This window comes from Gabonibacter massiliensis (assembly GCA_001487125.1).
Lineage (GTDB): Bacteria > Bacteroidota > Bacteroidia > Bacteroidales > Marinifilaceae > Gabonibacter > Gabonibacter massiliensis.
Map to the genome: position 1 here is coordinate 1,314,122 of LN913013.1, position 19,876 is coordinate 1,333,997.

The window sequence follows — 19,876 nt, forward strand, 5'->3', positions numbered from 1 at the left end:
TACACGCCAAAGGTAATCGTCAATTTACAATCTAAAATTTACAATTTAAAATTAAAACGGTTATGGATAAAGATCAAGTAAGAGAAGTTATTGCCAAGCGGGTTGCCCTCGAATTAAAAGACGGCGACGTAGTTAACTTGGGCATCGGGTTGCCGACAATGGTCCCCAACTACCTGAAGAGTGACGTACACGTGATCCTACAATCCGAAAACGGATTATTAGGCATGGGCCCGAAACCGGAAGAAGGTAAAGAAAATCCGGAATTGACGGATGCCGGCGGTGGATACATCACGGCTATCGACGGAGCATGTAGCTTTGATAGTGCCACTTCTTTCGGAATCATCCGGGGCGGACACGTGGATGTAACTATTCTTGGTGCTTTACAGGTAGACGAGAAAGGAAATTTGGCCAACTGGATCATCCCCGGCAAGAAAGCCCCGGGAATGGGAGGAGCCATGGATCTTTTAGTCGGTGCTAAAAAAGTAATCCTTGCCATGGAACATACCGCAAAAGGGAACCACAAGATATTGAAAGAATGTACACTACCGTTAACAGCCGCGGGTGAAGTTGACATGATCATCACCGAGATGGGTGTTATGAACATCACTCCTGCCGGAATCGAATTGGTAGAATTAAACAGTGAATTTACCTTGGATGACATCAAAGCAGCAACGGGCTGTGAATTACTCGTTTCTAAAAATTTAAAACCAATGGCTCAATAAATGAAGGCATATATCGTAGCAGCAAAAAGAACAGCGATTGGCAAATTTTTAGGAAGTACTCTTTCATTGTCAGCAGCAGACCTCGGTGCCGCAGTAATTAAAAACATCATTGCAGAAACCGGTATTAATCCTGCCCATATTGATGAAGTAATCGTAGGTAACGTACTATCTGCCGGACAAGGGCAGGGAGTGGCCCGTCAGGCGTCCATAAAAGGGGGGATTCCCCAGGAAGTACCGGCTTATGGCATCAACATGATATGCGGTAGCGGAATGAAAGCCGTGCTCAACGGTGTAAGCGCTATCAAAGCGGGACTTGCTAACCTTATTATCGCAGGAGGTACCGAATCCATGTCAAAAGCCGGTTACATTCTTCCCGGTCATGTCCGCGACGGACACCGCATGGGAGACGTAACAGTCATCGACCACATGGTATTCGATGGTCTTACTGATGCATTTGAAGGGTATCACATGGGCATTACGGCTGAAAATATAGCAGAAAAATATTCCATCAGCCGGGAAGAACAGGATGAATTTGCTTTAGAATCGCAAAAGCGTGCAATAGCTGCTATCGATAACGGTAAATTTAAAGCTGAAATTGTGCCTATCGAGTATAAAGTAAAAAAAGAAACTTTACAATTCGATACGGACGAATTCCCCAATAGAAAAACGTCGCTGGAAAAACTATCGACCTTACGTCCCGCTTTCAAAAAAGAGGGCTCTGTAACTGCCGGTAATGCTTCCGGAATCAACGACGGAGCGTCATTCGTGATGCTCGCATCGGAAGAGGCCGTTAAACAATACAACCTAACCCCTCTATGCGAGATTATCGGTGTCGGACAAGGTGGTGTGGACCCCGCCATTATGGGTATGGGCCCCGTACCAGCCATTACCAATGCTTTGAAAAATGCCGATATAAAACTATCTGATATTGACGTGATAGAACTCAACGAGGCATTTGCGGCACAATCATTGGGAGTAATTCATGAACTAATGGCACAACATGGCGTAACGAGAGAGTGGATAAACGAACGTACCAACGTCAACGGAGGTGCCATTGCATTAGGCCACCCCATAGGGGCGTCAGGCAATCGCATCATCGTATCACTTGTATATGAAATGCTAAACAGTGAAGCTGAAGTAGGTCTTGCTTCTCTTTGTATAGGGGGAGGTATGGGAACGGCATTAATTCTAAAAAAATGCTGATTTAAGATTACAGTTAGCTTCAATCAATTAAAAAAACATTAATAATAATGGATTTCAGTCTATCAAAAAAAGAGCAACTCTTCTTGCAAATGATAAGAGAGTTTGCAGAAAAAGAAGTAAAACCATTAGCGGCAGAAGTAGACGAATCGGAAAGATTCCCGATGGAAACCGTAGAAAAAATGGCAAAGTTAGGTATTATGGGTATTCCCTTCCCCGTTGAGTATGGCGGGGCTGGTGGAAATAATGTTCTTTACACGATGGCCGTAGAAGAACTATCCCGTGTATGTGCCACAACAGGAGTTATTGTATCGGCTCACACCTCTCTATGCGGCGCTCCTATTATGGAATTCGGGACACCCGAACAAAAGGCCAAATACCTTCCCAAATTAGCCTCCGGCGAATGGATCGGCGCTTTCGGGTTAACCGAACCCAATGCGGGTACGGACGCCTCCGCACAACAAACCACGGCTGTGAAAGAGGGAGATCATTACGTATTGAACGGATCTAAGATATTCATCACGAATGCCGGATATGCTCACGTATATATTGTCATGGCAATGACCGATAAGTCTAAAGGCACGAGAGGAATCTCCGCCTTTATCGTGGAAAAAGATTTTCCCGGTTTTTCCATCGGCAAAAAAGAGAAAAAGATGGGTATCCGCGGATCGGCTACCTGCGAATTGATTTTTGAAAACTGCATTGTTCCGGCTGAAAATTTATTGGGACAAGAAGGCAAGGGATTCGGAATCGCCATGAAAACATTGGACGGAGGACGTATCGGAATCGCATCGCAAGCCCTCGGTATTGCCCAAGGAGCTATGGACGAAACGGTGAAGTACGTGAAAGAGCGTAAACAATTCGGTAAAGCGCTCGGTCAATTCCAGAACACCCAATTCCAATTGGCCGACTTAGAAGCTAAAATCAATGCCTCCCGTTTGTTAGTCAGAAAAGCCGCCTTCAAAAAAGATCAAAAAGAGAATTACTCCGCGGATGCGGCCATGGCTAAACTGTTTGCGGCAGAAACAGCAATGGAAGTAACGACCAAAGCGGTACAATTCCACGGAGGATACGGTTATACCCGGGAATATCCGGTTGAGAGAATGATGAGAGATGCTAAAATCACTGAAATTTACGAGGGAACTTCAGAAGTTCAGAGAATGGTCATCGCAGCCAATTTATTAAAGTAAAAAAAGTCGACATGAAGATAGTTGTTTGTATTAAACAAGTTCCGGATACCACGGAAATTAAACTTGACCCGGTTACCGGAACCTTAATCAGAGACGGGGTTCCCAGTATCATGAACCCCGATGACAAAGGAGGTCTTGAATTTGCCCTTCAATTAAAAGATCAATACGGTGCTCACGTAACCGTTATTACGATGGGTCCGCCACAAGCCGAAGCCATCTTGCGAGAAGCTTTCGCCATGGGAGTCGATCGCGCTATTTTATTAAGCGACCGCAAATTCGCGGGAGCGGATACCTTAGCCACCTCTAACACGATAGCCGGAGCATTGAGAGCTTTGGATTACGATTTGGTAATTACCGGACGTCAAGCTATTGACGGAGATACGGCACAAGTAGGCCCTCAAATTGCAGAACACTTGGACTTACCACAAGTAACCTATGTAGAGGACCTGAAGTTCGACGGCAATAAAACCTTTACCATAAAAAAATCCACCGAGGAAGGCCACCAAATCGTAGAAGTAGATGCCCCTTGTGTATTAACGGCATTGGCATCGGGAGTAAAACCCCGCTATATGTCCGTAAGAGGTATTGTCGAAGCCTACGATCGTGAAATTGAATTATGGAATTACACGAATATCACCGTGGATGAAAACAAGATCGGTCTAAACGGTTCTCCTACCCGGGTATACAAATCCTTCACGAAGGGAGTGAAAGCTGCCGGACAAATCTACGAGGTAGAACCGACGGAAGCCGCCGATATCATTATCAATAAATTAAAAGAGAAATTTATTATCTAATAAGAATTTAGAGCTTTTCTCCAAATTCAAAATTAAATAGTCAGATGGATAAATCACAATATAAAAACGTTTATGTCTTTATCGAACAAAGAGAAGGCGTAATCCAAAATGTGGCTCTGGAGTTATTAGGTAAAGCCAGAGAATTGGCAGATGCTTTAAATGAAAAAGTATACGCCATACTATTAGGCCACAACTTATCGACTCAAGCCCAGGAGTGCATTGCTTACGGAGCCGACACGGTTTTACGTGTAGATGCTCCCGAGTTGGAAACCTACGTAACGGAACCTTACGCTCAGGCTATCTACCAGATCGTGAAGGAAAATAAACCCAGCATCGTTTTAATCGGTGCCACGACAATCGGACGGGACCTGGGACCACGTCTGTCTGCCCGTATAGAAACCGGTTTGACGGCAGACTGTACCGGATTAGAAATTTCAGAGGAGAGAGACCTGCTAATGACGCGTCCGGCATTCGGGGGAAACCTGATGGCGACAATCATCTGCAAAGACCATCGTCCTCAAATGTCAACCGTTCGTCCGGGTGTAATGCGCATCGGACAGCGAGACACGAATCGTCAAGGTACGATCGAAGATGTTACGATCCGCTTTGACAAATCCAAGTTCCGTGTACGCGTGTTAGAAACCGTAAAAGAACAAAAGAATCTGATCGACATCACCGAAGCTCATATTCTGGTGTCCGGGGGACGCGGAGTTGGAAACACGGAGGGTTTTGATCTGTTACGGGCCATGGCCAACACCATCGGAGCCGAGGTATCGGCTTCCCGTGCAATGGTGGACGCGGGAGTTCTCGGTCACGAACGTCAGGTAGGACAAACCGGTAAAACAGTTCGTCCGGATGTCTATTTCGCCATGGGTATTTCCGGGGCTATCCAGCATCTGGCCGGAATGGAAGAAGCAGAATACATCATCGCTATCAACAAAGACAAGTATGCTCCTATTTTCAATGTAGCAGACTTGGGTATCGTGGGAGATGTACGGAAAATCGTTCCTTTGCTTACCGAAAAATTGAAAAAATCAGAATAAACAAAAACCGGGAGAAATCTCCCGGTTTTTTTATTTTTGTTATTTACGGTAATCATAAAAACCGATTCCGGTCTTCCTACCCAGCAGGTTCGCCCGAACCATCTTACGTAATAAAGGATGCGGACGGTATTTGGAATCTCCGAATTCATGGTACAAAACTTCCATAATAGCCAGACAAACATCCAAACCGATCAAATCCCCCAATGCCAAAGGTCCCATAGGATGATTCGCACCTAATTTCATAGCCTCATCGATCTCCTCTTTGGAAGCCACTCCATCGGCATAAATACCGATCCCCTCGTTAATCATCGGTATTAAAATACGGTTCACTACAAACCCGGGAGCTTCATTTACACTCACGGGAGTCTTACCGATTTCTGCGGCAAGGGCCATGATTTTATCATGTACTTCTTGAGAAGTTAATTGTCCTTTTATCACTTCCACTAATTTCATCATGGGGACAGGATTGAAAAAATGCATTCCTATAACCTTTTCCGGACGATTAGTCGTAGCAGCAATCTCGGTTATAGAAAGAGAAGAAGTGTTGGTAGCCAATACTGCCTCAGGTTTGCAAACAGCATCCAACGTTTTAAATATCTCACTCTTGGTGTTCATATCTTCGGCCACCACCTCTATGACCAAATCAGCATCTTTACAATCTTCATAAGCCATGGTGTCCTTAATCTTCGCGATAATCGCCTCTTTTTGAGCGGCTTCCATTTTGCCTTTCTCTACCATTTTAGAAAGACTCTTATCTATGGCTTTATGTGCTTTTGCCAAAGAAGCTTCTGATCTCCCTTTCAACAACACATCGTGACCAGCCTGGGCAAACGTCTGGGCAATACCGTTACCCATCGTCCCTGTACCTACGACACAAATTTTCATATTAAACCTTCAATTACTTTGTTAATATATATTATTTTTTTTGAAAAGTCACCTCTTGCTTTGCCAGGAAAGCCCTCATCCCCTCTTTTTGATCTTCCGTGGAAAAACAAAGTCCAAACAAATAGTTTTCAATAGCAATACCCGTCTCTATATCCGTCTCCATTCCCCGATTGATAGCTTCTTTCGAATATTGCACGGCTAAAGGAGCTTTCGAGGCTATCTTCCTGGCCATATTCAAACACTCTTCCAACAACATTTCGGGTTCAACAACTTTATTCACCAAGCCGATCCGACAAGCTTCTTCGGCATGGATCACATCCGCCGTATAGATCAACTCCTTCGCTTTCCCCATTCCCACGATTCTGGGCAATCGTTGGGTTCCGGAAAATCCGGGGGTAATCCCCAGCCCCACTTCCGGTTGTCCGAATTTAGCCTTCGAAGAAGCAATCCGGATATCGCAAGCCATAGCCAATTCACATCCCCCGCCTAAAGCAAACCCGTTCACGGCAGCGATGACCACCTTATTCAATAACTCAATTTTTCTAAAAACCTTAGCTCCCAACTCACCGAATGCCTTACCCTCCGCGGCATTCAAATTACTCATCTCCGAAATATCAGCACCAGCGACAAAAGAACGTCCTACCCCGGTCAAAATAACAATATCCGTAGCCTCGTCCTTACCTATTACCGTGAAAACATCGTCTAACTCTCTCAACACAACGGAACTCAAAGCATTTAACGCTTCCGGATTATTGACTTTTACAATACAAATATTTTCCTGTTTCTCAACAATTAACTTCGTATATTCCATAAATATCTTTTCTTTACCATTCATATTTTTTGAAAAAATCCTATGATTCAGTATCTTTGCCGAGTCTTAGCGTATCTATCCATCAGATATGAACGAGATCCAGACAAAAATAATACTTTTATTTGGCATTTAACCCATTTTTTTCTGACAAAAAGAAAAGAGATTATAAAAAACATCAAGTGAATAAATGATTTACAATATGGATATTTCGACACTTGGCATACAGGAAATCGTCAGCGCCTTTATGGTTCTATTCGCGGTAATCGACATTACGGGTTCCGTTCCTATTATTATCGACATCCAGAATAAACATCATAAATTAAACGCAGCCAAAGCAGCTTTGTTTTCGTTTCTTATCCTTTTCGGTTTTCTTTTTGTCGGAGATGCCTTATTAGGATTATTCAGCGTGGATATCTCTTCCTTTGCCGTTGCCGGAGCCCTGATTATTTTCGTTTTAGCCGTAGAGATGATTTTCGGAATCGAAATTTTTAAAAACGACGGGCCGACCGATGCTGCGGCGATCGTTCCCCTGGTTTTCCCTCTTATTGCCGGAGCTGGAACCTTAACGACCCTGTTAGCCTTAAAAGCGGAATATCATACCGTCAATATTATTATCGCCTTAATACTGAACATCATTGTCGTCTACTTGGTGATAAAGAATGTTTCTTTAGTAGAAAAAATATTCGGCAAGGGAGGAGTATACATCCTGAGAAAATTCTTCGGAATCATTTTGCTGGCCATCTCTGTAAAATTATTTACCAGTAATTTAACCTCATTGATCGAGACCTTGAATCCGTAAATCTTCTTTTGTCGATTATTTACAATAGCGATTCAAATATTGCCCCACACTCGTTACACCGAGAGTTTTGGCCTTTTTCCAATCACGGCAAGCTTCTGTCCTCTTTCCGGTTTTAAAATAAGCAATTCCTCTATTAGCATAGAGTGCTCCGCTTTTATCGTTCAATGACAAGGAGTAGGTATAATCCTGTATGGCTTTCTGAAACTCACTTCGTTTCAAATAACAATTTCCGCGATTCAAATAATAAGCATAAGTCAAGCCAAACTCTTCGCCATTTTTCTTAGCGTATTTGATAGCTGAAGTATACTCTCTTATCGCTTCAGCGAAACGATTCTCGATTTGATAGACATTTCCTAAATAATAGCAAATCTCATCATCTTCAATAAAAATAGATTGTGCTCTTTTCAGGTACTCCTTTAGTATTGATATTTGATTCGTCTGAGGACAAGCCTGATTCAACGAAATATAAATATCTCTCAATTTCGGATTCAATTTGGCTGCTGCCAGTAATTTGGGTACAGCCTCTTTATACTTACCATCCTTAATATCCTCATTCGCCTCATTCAGCAATTCGATCGGCTTGTTTATTTCACGTACATCAATCTGACCGAAAGATCCTTTAGTTACAATCCAAAAAGACAATATAATTAAACCGGTTATTTTCATATTTCAGTAATTGGTACAGTTTATCATCAACATTTCAATGTCAAAAATAAAAAAAACGATTGTTAATAAAAACACCCACGCAAAAAAAGATATAGAAAATATATAAAATTAACTCGCTTTACTCCTAAAAAAAAGGGATGACATATGCCATCCCTTTCTTACAAACCTACCTATCATTAGAAAGAAACCATTAAGCGCAATTGCAGCTGATGGAAATTTTTATCATTGGGGAAATAAACATTATCCAGATTAGCGTACTGGTACTCACCCATCACTTTGACATATTGATTAAACGAGTAGTTCAATCCCAAAGTAACGGCATGCATTCTTCCTCCGCCGATACTGGTTGAAACCACCGGGTAATCTTTTATCTCTCCATTCGGATAGAACTTATGATTGCCTATTAAGAACACATCACCCTTATTGATATCATTCAAATTCGTGTAACTATAACGAGCGACCACTTCAAGTCCGCCTTTATCGTTCATTCCTCCCAACAAAGCGTATTCGTCATCATAGGTATAAGCCTTACCGCACAACAAATAGCCTAACTCGACATACGCGGCATCGAACTTGGAAGCACGAATCGGGTTTCCATTCTGCCAGGACACCAGAGTTTGCCAACTTTGCTGACCTCCCAATTGATTTTCGAACAAAGTCAAATCATCCCGGTCTTTCCAGATTTTTTTGAAAATATATTCTCCGCGGAAGAAGAAACGATCCGTTCTGAACAATAATTCAGGATTTACGTTCAACGTATTTTTTGCCCAAGCCACATCTGCATTCAAGAAACGGGTAGTTGCATCCACATAAGTTTGCATATTGGCCTCGATTTCCAGGTTGGTCTTAAACACGTTATCATTAATAACTTCACCGCTGTTGATCCGTCCGTAACGCATGCCGATACCGAACTGCAACGTCATATAGTCATTATTGATCGGTTTGTATAACCAACGACCGCTTAAACTAAATCCTTGGAATCCTGCAATCTGATCGTTGTATTTGTTTTCGGCAAAAAAGCCCTGATCTGCAAAAAAATTCCGGTCAAAGTACTTGTAGGTAACACCCAAGGCTCGTCCGGGAGACAACGCATTCACCCCCGCCGGACGAGAAATAAAGTGATAATTATACAGACTGGTATTCAAACTCATCGTGGACGGTTCATTAAAATAACCGGCTTTCACGCTATGAATGCCATTTACAGACTCTTTGAAATTATACCTTACAAAAATATTTTTCTGCTTGAAGGTTCCCTTGGAGAAATCGAAATCAGCATAAAAATAGAAATTTTTCCAAGTCAGCGAGGTACGGATGCGGGCATCTGTAATTGCGGCCCCCGATTTCATGGGAGTAAATTCCGTATGATAATAAGCGAAATCGGCAAAAAGACGACCACCGGCTGTAAGTTTAAGTCCGTTTTCCTTATTAATATATTTCAACAAAGGCTCTACATCCTGATCCTGAGCTTTTATCACGTTAGAAGACAGCATGGCAGCTACTAACACAAGAGGGAATAATATATATTTCTTCATTTGTATATGCAATTAAATGTGATTATTTTTCGTAACCCAACTCTTCCAGTAATTGACGTGCATCCGGTACAGTTTGAGGAGCATCTTTACTTCTCCAATTAAAATTAATCATGTATTGAAGAGACATATCCGAGTGGTTAGTGAACAACGCATCCAGATAGGGAGCCTTAAAGACGGCTCCGCCCTCTACTCCATAATTATACTGACCAAAATATTTAGCCATCTGATCATAAGTATCGAAAGTATACGGATGATTCTTCATTTTTGCCCGGTGAATCAAATGATTTTGCCAGGGTTTGTTTAATTCCGGATAGTTATTGGGAGCTCCACCGATACACGGTCCGATGAAATGAGCTTTATACTGTACTCCCAAATTAATGAAAGAGGCATATCCGGTAGGATCGTCATATGTCAGATCAGTAGCCCCACTTCCCAGCCACAACAAGAAACACATCGGAACTTTTCCTTCAAAAACCTTACTCACCTGTACCAAACTTTGTAAAGAGAAAGTTTGAAGAACTACCTTACCGTTCGTATTGCCGACATTCACTTTATGATTTTTATAGAAAGGTTCATTTTCGTTTGCCGGCTCGGTAATAATATTCATATGCAATTCCGATAACTCATCATATACCATTTGCTCAAATCCCGCCGGATTCAACCACGGTTCCTTGAATTCGATGTAGATACCCGGAATATTTCCGCTAAGTGCACCTCCGTCAGCCTTCGTATCTACGACATACTCGAAATCATATTTGACAACCTTATCAACCGTAACAAAATTTATGGGATTGGTAATGGTTTTGTTCGTAGCCGTCATTCCTGTTACGACACGCTCTCCTTCCGGTTTCTTCCAAAGCCCAAAAGGATCCGTTTCTCCCGCTTTGTATCTCTTCAAACGATACCCTTTTGAATACATTACCAAATCTTCCAAAGTCGAAATATACTGATGTTGTTCCACGAAGCCGGCGCGCGCCTGCTCTAAACTGCTCTCGTTGAACCATCTTCCAGCATCCAAATGCATCAATTCATAGTAAGTATAAGAAGAAGGATAATTGGGAACAAAATTTTTCGTATCCACAATCATCAAACTATCGATTTGTGCGGCGGTATATCCCAATTTCTCGTAATACTCTTTTCTCAATTCCGTGGGAAGAGCCTCACCGAAAACATCCGCAATATTAGTAGTACGTTTCAAATCCGTATCATGCAAAGCCAATACCACTCCATCCTTCGACACCTGCAAATCGCATTCCAAATAATCGGCGCCGATCTCTCTCGCCCAACGATAAGCGGCTTCTGTCTCTTCCGGCGTCCAGAACGTAGAACCTCTATGAGCCATCACGGCATATTCCGGAACATAATCCCGAACTTTTTGCATCTCTTCAGACAAAGTCGCCACGTGTACGCGGTCGACATCAACTGTCACATCATTAAATTTTTGATCTTCACAGGACATCACGGAGGCTACTAACCCGCATGCCCATGCGACATGAAATAGTCTTTTAATCATAATTTCGATTTTTAGGAATGTTAATGATTATTTTTAACAAGATATTGTTCCTCTTTATATGTAAATCCGATAAACAGGAATGCTAATGCACAAGCCAAGAGCAAGACGATGAAGTTCCAATTCCAGCCGAAATGTTGAACAACATATCCTAAACCTATATTTGCCAACAAGGCTGTTCCGAAGAAGTAACCGAAAAATCCGGTTAATCCGGCCGATGTTCCTGCGGCTTTCTTAGGAGCCAAATCCAACGCATGCACTCCAATAAGCATTACAGGGCCGTATATCAAGAATCCTATGGCAATCAAACAAATACTGATAGCCATCGGAGTTCTGGCAAATTGCCAGTAAACGAAAATAAACACGGCGACCAATACCATATAAATCATAGTGGTCAAAGCACGACGCCCTTTAAACACCCGGTCACTCAACCAACCGCAAACAATCGTACCGGGAATGGCCGCAAACTCATAAGCAAAATAAGCCCATCCGATACTCTTTATGTCGAAATCCCGCGCCTCTTTCAAATAGGTCGGAGCCCAATCCAATACGCCATAACGTACTAAATAAATAAAAGCATTGGCAATGGCAATAAACCACAATGTTTTGTTATTCAATACATACTTGAAGAAAATCTCCTTCGTTGTCAGCTCCTCTTCCGATTTGGCACTATAATTTTTCGGATAGTCGTTCCGAAACTCCTCGATAGGAGGCAAACCGCAAGACTGAGGAGTATCCCGAATCAACAAGAAACTGATTACGACAATGAAAAGAGCGACAATCGCGGGGAACCAAAAGGTACCGGCTTGCCACGAGCCGAACCAAACCATACCGACAGCGGCCATAGGACCGATCGCGGCCCCACCTACATTATGAGCGCAATTCCATATAGACATTTTAGTTCCTCGCTCGTTTTGAGAAAACCAGTGGGTCATCACCCGTCCACTGGGAGGCCATCCCATACCCTGAAACCAACCGATCAGGAATTGCAATATAAACATCGACACGATGGAAGAAATTCCCAAGCCCGTTCCCAGGATGATTGTCACCAAAGCCGAAAGCAACAATCCTAACGGCAAAAATTTCCGGGCACTACTGCGATCGGAAACACCTCCCATCAAAAACTTGGAAAGACCGTACGCGATAGCGTTGGCCGAGATGGCAACACCCAAAAGTCCTTTGTCGAATCCCATCTCCACAAGATACGGCATTGCAAGCGCAAAATTCTTTCTAACGAGATAATAACCAGCGTATCCGATAAAGATACCAATGAAAACCTGCCAACGTAACCGATTGTACGTCGGAGCTATTTCTTCCTTTGGAAGCAAGGGCTTATGAGGCTCCGGTTTCAGAAAACTCCACATGTGTTTAGATTTTAATTATTTACAATTAATTTATTTCTACCTGTCATTCTACTCCATCCCAAAGAGTAAAAATTCATCTGTTTTTTCCGAATTTCGAATAAATCATCTGATACCGTAAGATTTTTTACATACCGATCCCTGTTCCTTCCCGAATCGGACAGAAGAAATTGTTTTTCAAACACAGCCTCTAATTCAGCGTAAAACGGAAATCCATCCATCCTGTTTTCTCGGTTCATAACTTACGTGTTAATATTAACAATAACAGATAAATCTAATTTCAAAATGAACTCATGCGAAATAGTTTGCTTGCAAATTCGAAACAATTTAATTTCAAATCGCATCAAAAATAGAGAATAACATTTTTAAATCAAAATAAAATTCAACAAAATTTATATTAAAATTTCGTTTTAACATTTTATGTTTACGAAATAAAACATTCTCTCTTTCAAAAAAATGACAAACGTACTATTCCAAAACGTTTGCCAATATTGATATCGGATGTTCACAACGTTTCGTTGTAGACATTTCAATCTGCCATTTACATGTTTCACAATCGGTAACAACATAATCGATATCGCAAGACTCGATTTGCTTAAATAACGAGTTACCAATATCTTGTGAAGTTTTATAATTTTCTTTTTTGAAACCATAAGTTCCCGCTATACCACAACATTGCGAATCCAATACGATTAACTCCATACCGGGAATCAATTTCAATAATTCGATCGAATAATAAGACCAACCCAATTTTTCCATATGGCAAGGCGTGTGGTAAGCTACTCTCCATTTTTTTCCTTTTTTAAAATTCAGCCTGACTTCCCGTTGACTCAACAATCGATATATATAACGCGTGGCCAATTCCACCTTATCCCGAACATCCGCATTCTCTATATTCAACAAATGCGGATATTCATCGCGAATAGTGAATGTACAGGTTGAAGAAGTAGCGATTACCGGCATATTTCTCTCTATCACAGACTCCCGAATGGATTTGATGTTTGCATTCGCCTGTTTTTGAGCTTGTTTGATAAATCCATTGGAGATCAGGGCGACCCCGCAACACTTTTCTTTTCTCAATAACTGCACCCCCACCCCGAAAGCATTCATTACCTTGATCAGATCTTTTCCCAGCTGCGGATTATTATAATTCACGTAACAACCATGAAAATAGCTGACTTGTTCCGGGTAAGCCGCCTGTTTCTCCGCCTGTTTCTTATACCAGCTTTCAAAAGTACCAAAAGCGTATTTAGGGAATGAACGCCTATGATCGATTTTCATTACACCGTCCAAAACCGCCTTGACGGGTTTCATTCCTAATGTCATATTTACAATCGGGGCCAAAGGGGTCGACAAACTGCCTACCAAATCCGTATTGGCTAATATAAAATCACGGAATTTCGGTTTTTTATCGCTATATTTAATACGAGCGGACTGAATGATATCCCCTATCTTCACGTTAGAGGGGCAAGCGACCTCACATCTCTTGCAATTAATACAATATTTCAGCGCTTCATCATAAAAATCAAACTTTTTCAAACGTAACCGTTCCCCATCGGGACCGGCCTGCTTGGGACCCGGGTAAGCCGGATTTACAGCAGCAACAGGACAATATACCGTACAAATCGTACATTTGATACATTGTTCGAAATTATTATCGCTAATATTATGTTGTTGAAGATTCATGTCGTCCGTTTTATTTACTTAAAATTCGCTCTGCTACATACAACGCACTTAAAATAGAAACCCCGGCACCACACCCCTCCTTCATCGCGTTGTAACCTTCCAATACCGCTCCCGCTACATATAGATTATCCAAAGGCTCACCTCGATACATCCCCCGGAAATCGGTATTCGTTTTTACGCCAAAAGATTGATAAGGTTGCACCTCGAATACATTATGACGATACCACTGTTCCCGATCTTTCAGGTAAGAGACATCCAAATCGAAAACAGGTTCATATATCCGGTCCGGTTCGGCAATCAGCCCCTGGCTAAAATAGCTTCCCGTGGCCAGCACCACCTGTTGCCCCACGAAAGGGATATCCCCATGGTCAGCAGAGTAAAGGCGTGTGATCCGTCTTCCCTCTCTGTCCGCCTTCAGCACCGTATCTCCCGGCATATAGACTCCTCCCGCCTGTTGAAAACTCCTGCATAATCGCTGTTGCGCCCGAATTCCGGGCACAGAGGGCGGAAGCGTGGATACCAAACGAACAGGTTTTTTTATTTCATTTTGCACGTAATCCAATACATTATCCCGCCCCAGACCGAGAATTGCCGGCAGAACGACCGCCTCGCAATCGACACTTTTCTCTCTAAGTATACGAATCAATTCATCCAAATTTTCAGGATGATCAAACACGCGGGCAATATTTACGGAACGCATCTCCGTCGGATTTTTCCGCAAATTCTCCAGGGCAGGAAAATGAATAAGATGAACCCTACACTCCGTTCCCATCTTACAAAATTCATCCACAATAAATTGCGTGTAAAAATCCAAAAATCCCGTAACATTAAAAACAGCTATCTTTTTCCAAGGCAACCGATCTTTTTCAGCAGACATCAATTGCTCTTTTAAGGTCAGCCAAGTAGGTTTCATCGTTCCCATGGGAGTGATCCGGTAATGATTCTTCCGTTCATCTCCGGAAACCGGTACTCCGGCCTCTTCAAGAAATGATTTTGCCTTTGCCGCCAATGTTGCAAACTTCTCTACTCCCAACTTCGCGTAAGGGTGTTCCGGAGCTTGTAAGATCAACTCTTCGACGGCCTCCAAAGGATGATTCACCCCGGTTCCATCAGGTAACGCATTCAACAGATCGAAAGAACCAGAAGAAAAATGCAGGGCACTTTGGCCCGAAGATATGATAACGCAACGTTGTCCTTTTTTTGACAAATAAATACCGCAAATCAATCCGGACAAACCTCCGCCGATAATAACCGTATCAAATTTCATATTATTCTTCTTGTTTTTGAGACCATGTTAAACCGCATACGCCTTCATAAACCCAAGACGTGTATTCACTCTCGCGCAAAGTATCACCCCAGGCAATCGGGGCCATTCCTTTCCATCTCTCGTTCAGAAAAGAGGAGAGATCTTCTTTCGCCCTTCTCGTGCAGGATTTATGCAGATCGCTCATCAGCCCCGCGGCACGACAAGCACAAAGTTCTCCTTGACAAGTACCCATTCCGACACGCGTCCTCCGCCTCAAATCGACCAGGTTATTCACATCCAGCTCGTTTAAGGCGTATTTCACCTCTCCTACCGATACCTCCTCGCATTCACAGACCAAACTGTTGTCCAAAGAGGTATTTTCAGAAAATTTACCGGCCATATCACCGTGACGGGAAATCGTGGCATTCCGCTGTGTTAAAGGTATAGAAAGAATTTTTTTACTTATCTCTTCCACATTTTCCCGGGAACCGGGCAATTTTTCCGTGGCCGTGGTACAAACAGCCGAAACATTCAATTTTTTACAGACCAGATCACTCGTCCATTCAGCCATCAACCGATAAGTCATTAATTTTCCGCCTGTAATCGTTATAAATCCCTCCAATCCATCCCGAACGGCATGATCCAACAAAACGATACCCCGGCTTACATTCCGCCCGCTGGGATCATTATCCGATGCTACTAAAGGACGGACGCCAGCGTAAGCCCGGAGGATTCGGGTTTGAGCCAGAACAGGCGACAATTTCTCCCCCTCTCTCAGCAACAAATCGACTTCTCCCGAGGTAACATACATATGGTCGATCTCCTCAAAAGGGACCTTACTCGAAGTCGTTCCGATCAGGCAAATGGTATCTCCCGGCACAAGAATATCCGCATCCGCCGGCTTCCGGCATCTGTTCAAAACAATATTATTCACCCGATGTCCGAAAATCAACAAGGCACCCTTCGACGGCAACATATTAATATTGATTCCCGCCAACCGGGCTATATTATGTCCCCAAATTCCTCCCGCGTTAACAACTACCGAAGCATAATACGACTTCACCTCTTTGGTCTTATGATCCAACACCTTTACCCCGACAACGCGGTCCTGTTCCCGCAAAAGCTCCGTCACCTCGTGATAAGTCAACACCTTAGCACCGTGATGCTTCGCATCCATTATATTGGAAGCCGTCAATCGAAACGGATCTACGGCACCATCCGGAACACGAACAGCTCCGATAATATCCGGATTAGCCGCCGGCTCTAACCGCAAAGCTTCTTTCGGATCAATAACATCCGCCCGAATTCCAGCCTGGCGACAAGCCTCTACAAATTTGGCCTGATAAGCGATATCATCCTCCGGCAAACTAAGAAACAGACCATCCGTTTCCTCCACACAATGACTGGCTATTTTGCGTAGAATCATATTTTCCTTAATACACTCTTCCGCCGACTCTTTATCGGTCACGGCGTAACGAGCCCCACTATGCAACAATCCATGATTCCTACCCGTAGCTCCAGTCGAGATGTCGAAACGTTCGACCAACAGCACCCGCAATCCTCGACGCGAACAATCCCTCGCCGTCCCCGCTCCGGTAGCTCCCCCGCCAATAACAATGACATCAAATGGCTTTGTAGTATCCTGTTTCATATACAGAAATTTTTAGTTTTGTTACAAAGAAACAAACAAAACGAAATAATTCAAAACAAAAACGCAATTATTTTTACTTAATTCGTAACAAAACGAAACAATTAATGAGAATAAAGGTTTCTAATCGTAATACATTGCCACTCCAAAAGCAGATTTATTTGCGGTACAAAATATTTTTCAGGAAGCTCCGGTACATCGGCTTCTTGTTTAATCCAGTATATAATTGGCAGCTGTTTTTTCAAATCGCTCTATCTGCGATTTTTTCCAGATCTCATCATACCCTAACTCTTTCGCGACAATCTCAGCAACCTTCGGGGCAACCTCTATCGCAACCCGAGCATCAAGAAACAACAACCTAACCCTTCTGGCCAAAACATCCTCCACATTCCTGGCCATCTCCTCCCTGACTGCCCATACCACCTCCGCTACCGTATAATCGTATTTAGGACTTAATTTTTCTCTCATTGCCGGATCGCTATCCATCAATTTTTTTATCCCGTCCACATCAGAACCATAAACATATAAATGATCCGAAAGATCCGGATTCAGACGGTAACCATGAATATGATACGTTTTTGTCATGCATTTCCGTTCCTCCAGTAATTGCATTTTTATAGCCTGATCCACGGTATCTTCCGCCATCCGTCTGTAAGTCGTCCATTTTCCCCCCGTAATGGTGATCAGATTATTCGGAGAAACTATAATCTTATGACTTCGCGAAATCTCCTTCGTACTCTTCCCCTCCTTTTTGGGAGCAGCTAAAGGACGTAAACCCGCGAAAGCGGACAACACATCCTTACGGGTAGGTTTGCGCGTCATATACTTCCCCGCCGTATTCAATATGAATTCAATCTCTTTTTCCAAGGGTTTAGGTTCAAATTCCGGTTTTTCCCGCAAGGTATCCGTTGTCCCGACAACAACTTTATCGTGCCACGGTACAGCAAAAAGTACCCGGCCATCATCCGTTTTCGGTATCATAATCGCGTAATCACTTTGCAGGAACGATTTATCCAAAACCAAATGAACTCCTTGGCTGGGACGTACCATATGCTCCCCCGTGGGAGTATCCATCTGCATAATATCATCCACAAATACACCTGCCGCATTTATAACGACTTTCGCTTGAACTTCATATGATTTTTCGGTTTCCATATCTACCACTTCCACCCCTTTTACTTTCCCTTCCGTACCATGAATCAACCCCGTAACTTTCATATGATTTATAGGACATCCCCCGTTATCTATACAAGACTGTACTAAATTGACAGCCAGACGGGAGTCATCAAACTGACCGTCATGATAGATGACACCCCCTTTCAACCCCTTTTCACGAAGCACGGGAATGTGCTTCAAAGATTTCGATTTAGATACATATAAAGAACGTCCTAATCCCAAACGTCCCGCCAAAAGATCGTATAAAGTCAAACCGACCGTATACAAAATATTATCCCAATACCTGTAATTGGGGATTAAAAAAGATTGATTCTTCACCAAATGCGGAGCATTCTTCTTCAATAGTCCACGTTCATAAAGAGCTTCCAGTACGAGCCCCACATCACCTTGAGCCAAATACCGTACACCACCATGAACCAACTTCGTACTCCTACTGGAAGTACATTTTGCAAAATCATCATATTCAAATAAAGCAACACTAAATCCTCTAAGAACTGCATCAACAGCAACCCCAAGTCCTGTAGCCCCACCCCCTATGACTACTACATCCCAAGTCTTAGATGTATCTGTAATTTTTCCGATTAAATCATTACGTTTCATCTGTTTATAATTTATATCCATACCATGCGATGCTCGTCGATTAACTCCGGACATCTAGGTTAACATACGAAATAATATAATAAAAGTTCTCTTTTTTTAAAGGAGCTTCATCCGGCCTTCAAAATAAATTATTAACTTCGTCCAACTTAATTTATAAGTCTCAGGTGTATATATCATTACAATAAACGACATTTATAACTACAAAATAGGATGAAAACATTATCCGTAAAGGAAAGGCATAATTATATTCTGGAAGCTTTACGTCAACAAGGCTCTATATCCGTTGTAGACCTGGCGAACCAACTAAAGGTCTCCTCCGTTACCATCCGAAAAGACTTAACCCTGTTAGAGGAAAAAAAGATGTTGTATCGTACCCACGGTAGTGCCATCCTTATCAACCCATACATCAACGACCGGCATGTAAGCGAAAAAGAGAAATTCTACACGGAAGAAAAACGTCTGATAGGAATAAGTGCAGCCCAATTGATCACCCCCGATGATTCCATCTTGATCGCCTCGGGAACCACCATGCATGCCCTTGCCAGACAAATTCAAGCCCAAGGACATCTTACCGTAATTACGGCAGCTATAAACGTAACTAATATACTGGCCCGTAATCCGAACATCGACATTATTCAATTGGGAGGTTTCGTGCGCAACAGCGCCCTCTCTGTCGTAGGAAATTATGCTGAAAATATGCTTGAATATTTTTCATGCAGCAAATTATTCATGGGTGTCAACGGAATTGATTTGGAATACGGGTTGACAACAACCAATATGATGGAAGCCAATTTAAATCGAGTAATGATGAAGGCTTCACAAAAAACAATCGTATTGGCAGATTCTTCCAAATTCGGTCGGCGGGGATTCAGTAAAATCTGCGATCTGGATGCCATTGACCATATCATCACGGATAACAAGATCCCCTCTAAAATTTTAAACGATTTACAAGAAAGGGGAATCGAAGTAACGGTAACCGACATTCATACGCCTAACACGTAAATGTA

18 protein-coding genes are annotated in these 19,876 nt (G+C 42.6%); 7 read left to right on the forward strand and 11 right to left on the reverse strand.

Annotated elements, in window-relative coordinates; translation table 11 throughout:
* Positions 1-62 precede the first annotated feature (62 nt).
* Genes BN3283_RS09845 through BN3283_RS09865 form a run of 5 tightly spaced genes read left to right on the forward strand, consistent with a single transcriptional unit; the run spans position 63 to position 4,949 of the window.
* Positions 63-722, forward strand: coding sequence for a 3-oxoacid CoA-transferase subunit B (locus BN3283_RS09845; RefSeq protein WP_041502660.1), 660 nt, complete (start codon positions 63-65; stop codon positions 720-722).
* Positions 723-1,925 carry an acetyl-CoA C-acetyltransferase gene (locus BN3283_RS09850; protein ID WP_041502659.1) on the forward strand — a complete coding sequence of 401 codons (1,203 nt, stop codon included), beginning with the start codon at positions 723-725 and terminating at the stop codon, positions 1,923-1,925.
* A gap of 47 nt (positions 1,926-1,972) precedes the next feature.
* Positions 1,973-3,112 (forward strand): acyl-CoA dehydrogenase, encoded by a 1,140-nt coding sequence (locus BN3283_RS09855; RefSeq protein ID WP_041502658.1) that lies wholly within the window; start codon positions 1,973-1,975, stop codon positions 3,110-3,112.
* A gap of 11 nt (positions 3,113-3,123) precedes the next feature.
* Complete coding sequence (locus tag BN3283_RS09860) at positions 3,124-3,906, forward strand: electron transfer flavoprotein subunit beta/FixA family protein (protein ID WP_041502657.1); 783 nt, start codon at positions 3,124-3,126, stop codon at positions 3,904-3,906.
* Between the two features lie 44 nt (positions 3,907-3,950).
* Positions 3,951-4,949 carry an electron transfer flavoprotein subunit alpha/FixB family protein gene (locus BN3283_RS09865; protein WP_041502656.1) on the forward strand — a complete coding sequence of 333 codons (999 nt, stop codon included), beginning with the start codon at positions 3,951-3,953 and terminating at the stop codon, positions 4,947-4,949.
* Between the two features lie 39 nt (positions 4,950-4,988).
* Here the strand turns inward: BN3283_RS09865 and BN3283_RS09870 are convergent, their stop codons facing one another.
* The gene (locus BN3283_RS09870) at positions 4,989-5,834 is read right to left on the reverse strand and encodes a 3-hydroxybutyryl-CoA dehydrogenase (RefSeq protein WP_041502655.1); all 846 of its coding nucleotides are present in this window, start codon (positions 5,832-5,834) and stop codon (positions 4,989-4,991) included.
* 31 nt (positions 5,835-5,865) lie between these two features.
* A complete protein-coding gene (locus tag BN3283_RS09875) occupies positions 5,866-6,645 on the reverse strand; it encodes a short-chain-enoyl-CoA hydratase (protein WP_059027233.1) in 780 nt (259 codons plus the stop codon).
* A gap of 199 nt (positions 6,646-6,844) precedes the next feature.
* Between BN3283_RS09875 and BN3283_RS09880 the strand changes: the two genes are divergently transcribed.
* On the forward strand, positions 6,845-7,444 hold the full coding sequence (locus tag BN3283_RS09880; protein WP_041502711.1) for a MarC family protein: 600 nt from the start codon (positions 6,845-6,847) through the stop codon (positions 7,442-7,444).
* A 15-nt stretch (positions 7,445-7,459) separates the two neighbouring features.
* Here the strand turns inward: BN3283_RS09880 and BN3283_RS09885 are convergent, their stop codons facing one another.
* The 9 genes from BN3283_RS09885 to BN3283_RS09925 form a co-directional block, all read right to left on the reverse strand.
* Positions 7,460-8,110 (reverse strand): tetratricopeptide repeat protein, encoded by a 651-nt coding sequence (locus BN3283_RS09885; protein ID WP_059026546.1) that lies wholly within the window; start codon positions 8,108-8,110, stop codon positions 7,460-7,462.
* A gap of 176 nt (positions 8,111-8,286) precedes the next feature.
* A complete protein-coding gene (locus BN3283_RS09890; RefSeq protein ID WP_041502653.1) occupies positions 8,287-9,642 on the reverse strand; it encodes a porin family protein in 1,356 nt (451 codons plus the stop codon).
* Positions 9,643-9,664: 22 nt separating this feature from the next.
* Positions 9,665-11,155 carry a glycerophosphodiester phosphodiesterase family protein gene (locus BN3283_RS09895; RefSeq protein ID WP_041502652.1) on the reverse strand — a complete coding sequence of 497 codons (1,491 nt, stop codon included), beginning with the start codon at positions 11,153-11,155 and terminating at the stop codon, positions 9,665-9,667.
* 20 nt (positions 11,156-11,175) lie between these two features.
* Positions 11,176-12,516 (reverse strand): glycerol-3-phosphate transporter, encoded by a 1,341-nt coding sequence (gene glpT / locus BN3283_RS09900; protein WP_059026547.1) that lies wholly within the window; start codon positions 12,514-12,516, stop codon positions 11,176-11,178.
* A gap of 11 nt (positions 12,517-12,527) precedes the next feature.
* Positions 12,528-12,752 (reverse strand): hypothetical protein, encoded by a 225-nt coding sequence (locus BN3283_RS14685; protein WP_059026548.1) that lies wholly within the window; start codon positions 12,750-12,752, stop codon positions 12,528-12,530.
* A 229-nt stretch (positions 12,753-12,981) separates the two neighbouring features.
* Positions 12,982-14,199, reverse strand: a complete 1,218-nt coding sequence (gene glpC, locus BN3283_RS09910) for an anaerobic glycerol-3-phosphate dehydrogenase subunit GlpC (protein ID WP_059026549.1) — start codon at positions 14,197-14,199, stop codon at positions 12,982-12,984.
* A gap of 10 nt (positions 14,200-14,209) precedes the next feature.
* On the reverse strand, positions 14,210-15,466 hold the full coding sequence (gene glpB, locus BN3283_RS09915; protein WP_059026550.1) for a glycerol-3-phosphate dehydrogenase subunit GlpB: 1,257 nt from the start codon (positions 15,464-15,466) through the stop codon (positions 14,210-14,212).
* 1 nt (position 15,467) lies between these two features.
* Positions 15,468-17,096 (reverse strand): anaerobic glycerol-3-phosphate dehydrogenase subunit A, encoded by a 1,629-nt coding sequence (glpA, locus tag BN3283_RS09920; RefSeq protein ID WP_059026551.1) that lies wholly within the window; start codon positions 17,094-17,096, stop codon positions 15,468-15,470.
* A 207-nt stretch (positions 17,097-17,303) separates the two neighbouring features.
* Positions 17,304-18,869 carry a glycerol-3-phosphate dehydrogenase/oxidase gene (locus BN3283_RS09925; RefSeq protein ID WP_041502710.1) on the reverse strand — a complete coding sequence of 522 codons (1,566 nt, stop codon included), beginning with the start codon at positions 18,867-18,869 and terminating at the stop codon, positions 17,304-17,306.
* A 210-nt stretch (positions 18,870-19,079) separates the two neighbouring features.
* Between BN3283_RS09925 and BN3283_RS09930 the strand changes: the two genes are divergently transcribed.
* Positions 19,080-19,871 (forward strand): DeoR/GlpR family DNA-binding transcription regulator, encoded by a 792-nt coding sequence (locus BN3283_RS09930; RefSeq protein ID WP_059026552.1) that lies wholly within the window; start codon positions 19,080-19,082, stop codon positions 19,869-19,871.
* Positions 19,872-19,876: the final 5 nt, after the last annotated feature.

What these genes read in the sequence shown, in the direction of transcription:
- BN3283_RS09865 (WP_041502656.1), top strand. Translation starts at nt 3,951, where the DNA reads ATGGATAAATCACAATATAAAAACGTTTATGTCTTTATCGAACAAAGA.
- BN3283_RS14685 (WP_059026548.1), bottom strand. Translation starts at nt 12,752, where the DNA reads ATGAACCGAGAAAACAGGATGGATGGATTTCCGTTTTACGCTGAATTA.
- glpT (WP_059026547.1), bottom strand. Translation starts at nt 12,516, where the DNA reads ATGTGGAGTTTTCTGAAACCGGAGCCTCATAAGCCCTTGCTTCCAAAG.
- BN3283_RS09925 (WP_041502710.1), bottom strand. Translation starts at nt 18,869, where the DNA reads ATGAAACGTAATGATTTAATCGGAAAAATTACAGATACATCTAAGACT.
- glpB (WP_059026550.1), bottom strand. Translation starts at nt 15,466, where the DNA reads ATGAAATTTGATACGGTTATTATCGGCGGAGGTTTGTCCGGATTGATT.
- BN3283_RS09880 (WP_041502711.1), top strand. Translation starts at nt 6,845, where the DNA reads ATGGATATTTCGACACTTGGCATACAGGAAATCGTCAGCGCCTTTATG.
- glpC (WP_059026549.1), bottom strand. Translation starts at nt 14,199, where the DNA reads ATGAATCTTCAACAACATAATATTAGCGATAATAATTTCGAACAATGT.
- BN3283_RS09850 (WP_041502659.1), top strand. Translation starts at nt 723, where the DNA reads ATGAAGGCATATATCGTAGCAGCAAAAAGAACAGCGATTGGCAAATTT.
- BN3283_RS09875 (WP_059027233.1), bottom strand. Translation starts at nt 6,645, where the DNA reads ATGGAATATACGAAGTTAATTGTTGAGAAACAGGAAAATATTTGTATT.
- glpA (WP_059026551.1), bottom strand. Translation starts at nt 17,096, where the DNA reads ATGAAACAGGATACTACAAAGCCATTTGATGTCATTGTTATTGGCGGG.
- BN3283_RS09895 (WP_041502652.1), bottom strand. Translation starts at nt 11,155, where the DNA reads ATGATTAAAAGACTATTTCATGTCGCATGGGCATGCGGGTTAGTAGCC.
- BN3283_RS09930 (WP_059026552.1), top strand. Translation starts at nt 19,080, where the DNA reads ATGAAAACATTATCCGTAAAGGAAAGGCATAATTATATTCTGGAAGCT.
- BN3283_RS09885 (WP_059026546.1), bottom strand. Translation starts at nt 8,110, where the DNA reads ATGAAAATAACCGGTTTAATTATATTGTCTTTTTGGATTGTAACTAAA.
- BN3283_RS09845 (WP_041502660.1), top strand. Translation starts at nt 63, where the DNA reads ATGGATAAAGATCAAGTAAGAGAAGTTATTGCCAAGCGGGTTGCCCTC.
- BN3283_RS09855 (WP_041502658.1), top strand. Translation starts at nt 1,973, where the DNA reads ATGGATTTCAGTCTATCAAAAAAAGAGCAACTCTTCTTGCAAATGATA.
- BN3283_RS09870 (WP_041502655.1), bottom strand. Translation starts at nt 5,834, where the DNA reads ATGAAAATTTGTGTCGTAGGTACAGGGACGATGGGTAACGGTATTGCC.
- BN3283_RS09890 (WP_041502653.1), bottom strand. Translation starts at nt 9,642, where the DNA reads ATGAAGAAATATATATTATTCCCTCTTGTGTTAGTAGCTGCCATGCTG.
- BN3283_RS09860 (WP_041502657.1), top strand. Translation starts at nt 3,124, where the DNA reads ATGAAGATAGTTGTTTGTATTAAACAAGTTCCGGATACCACGGAAATT.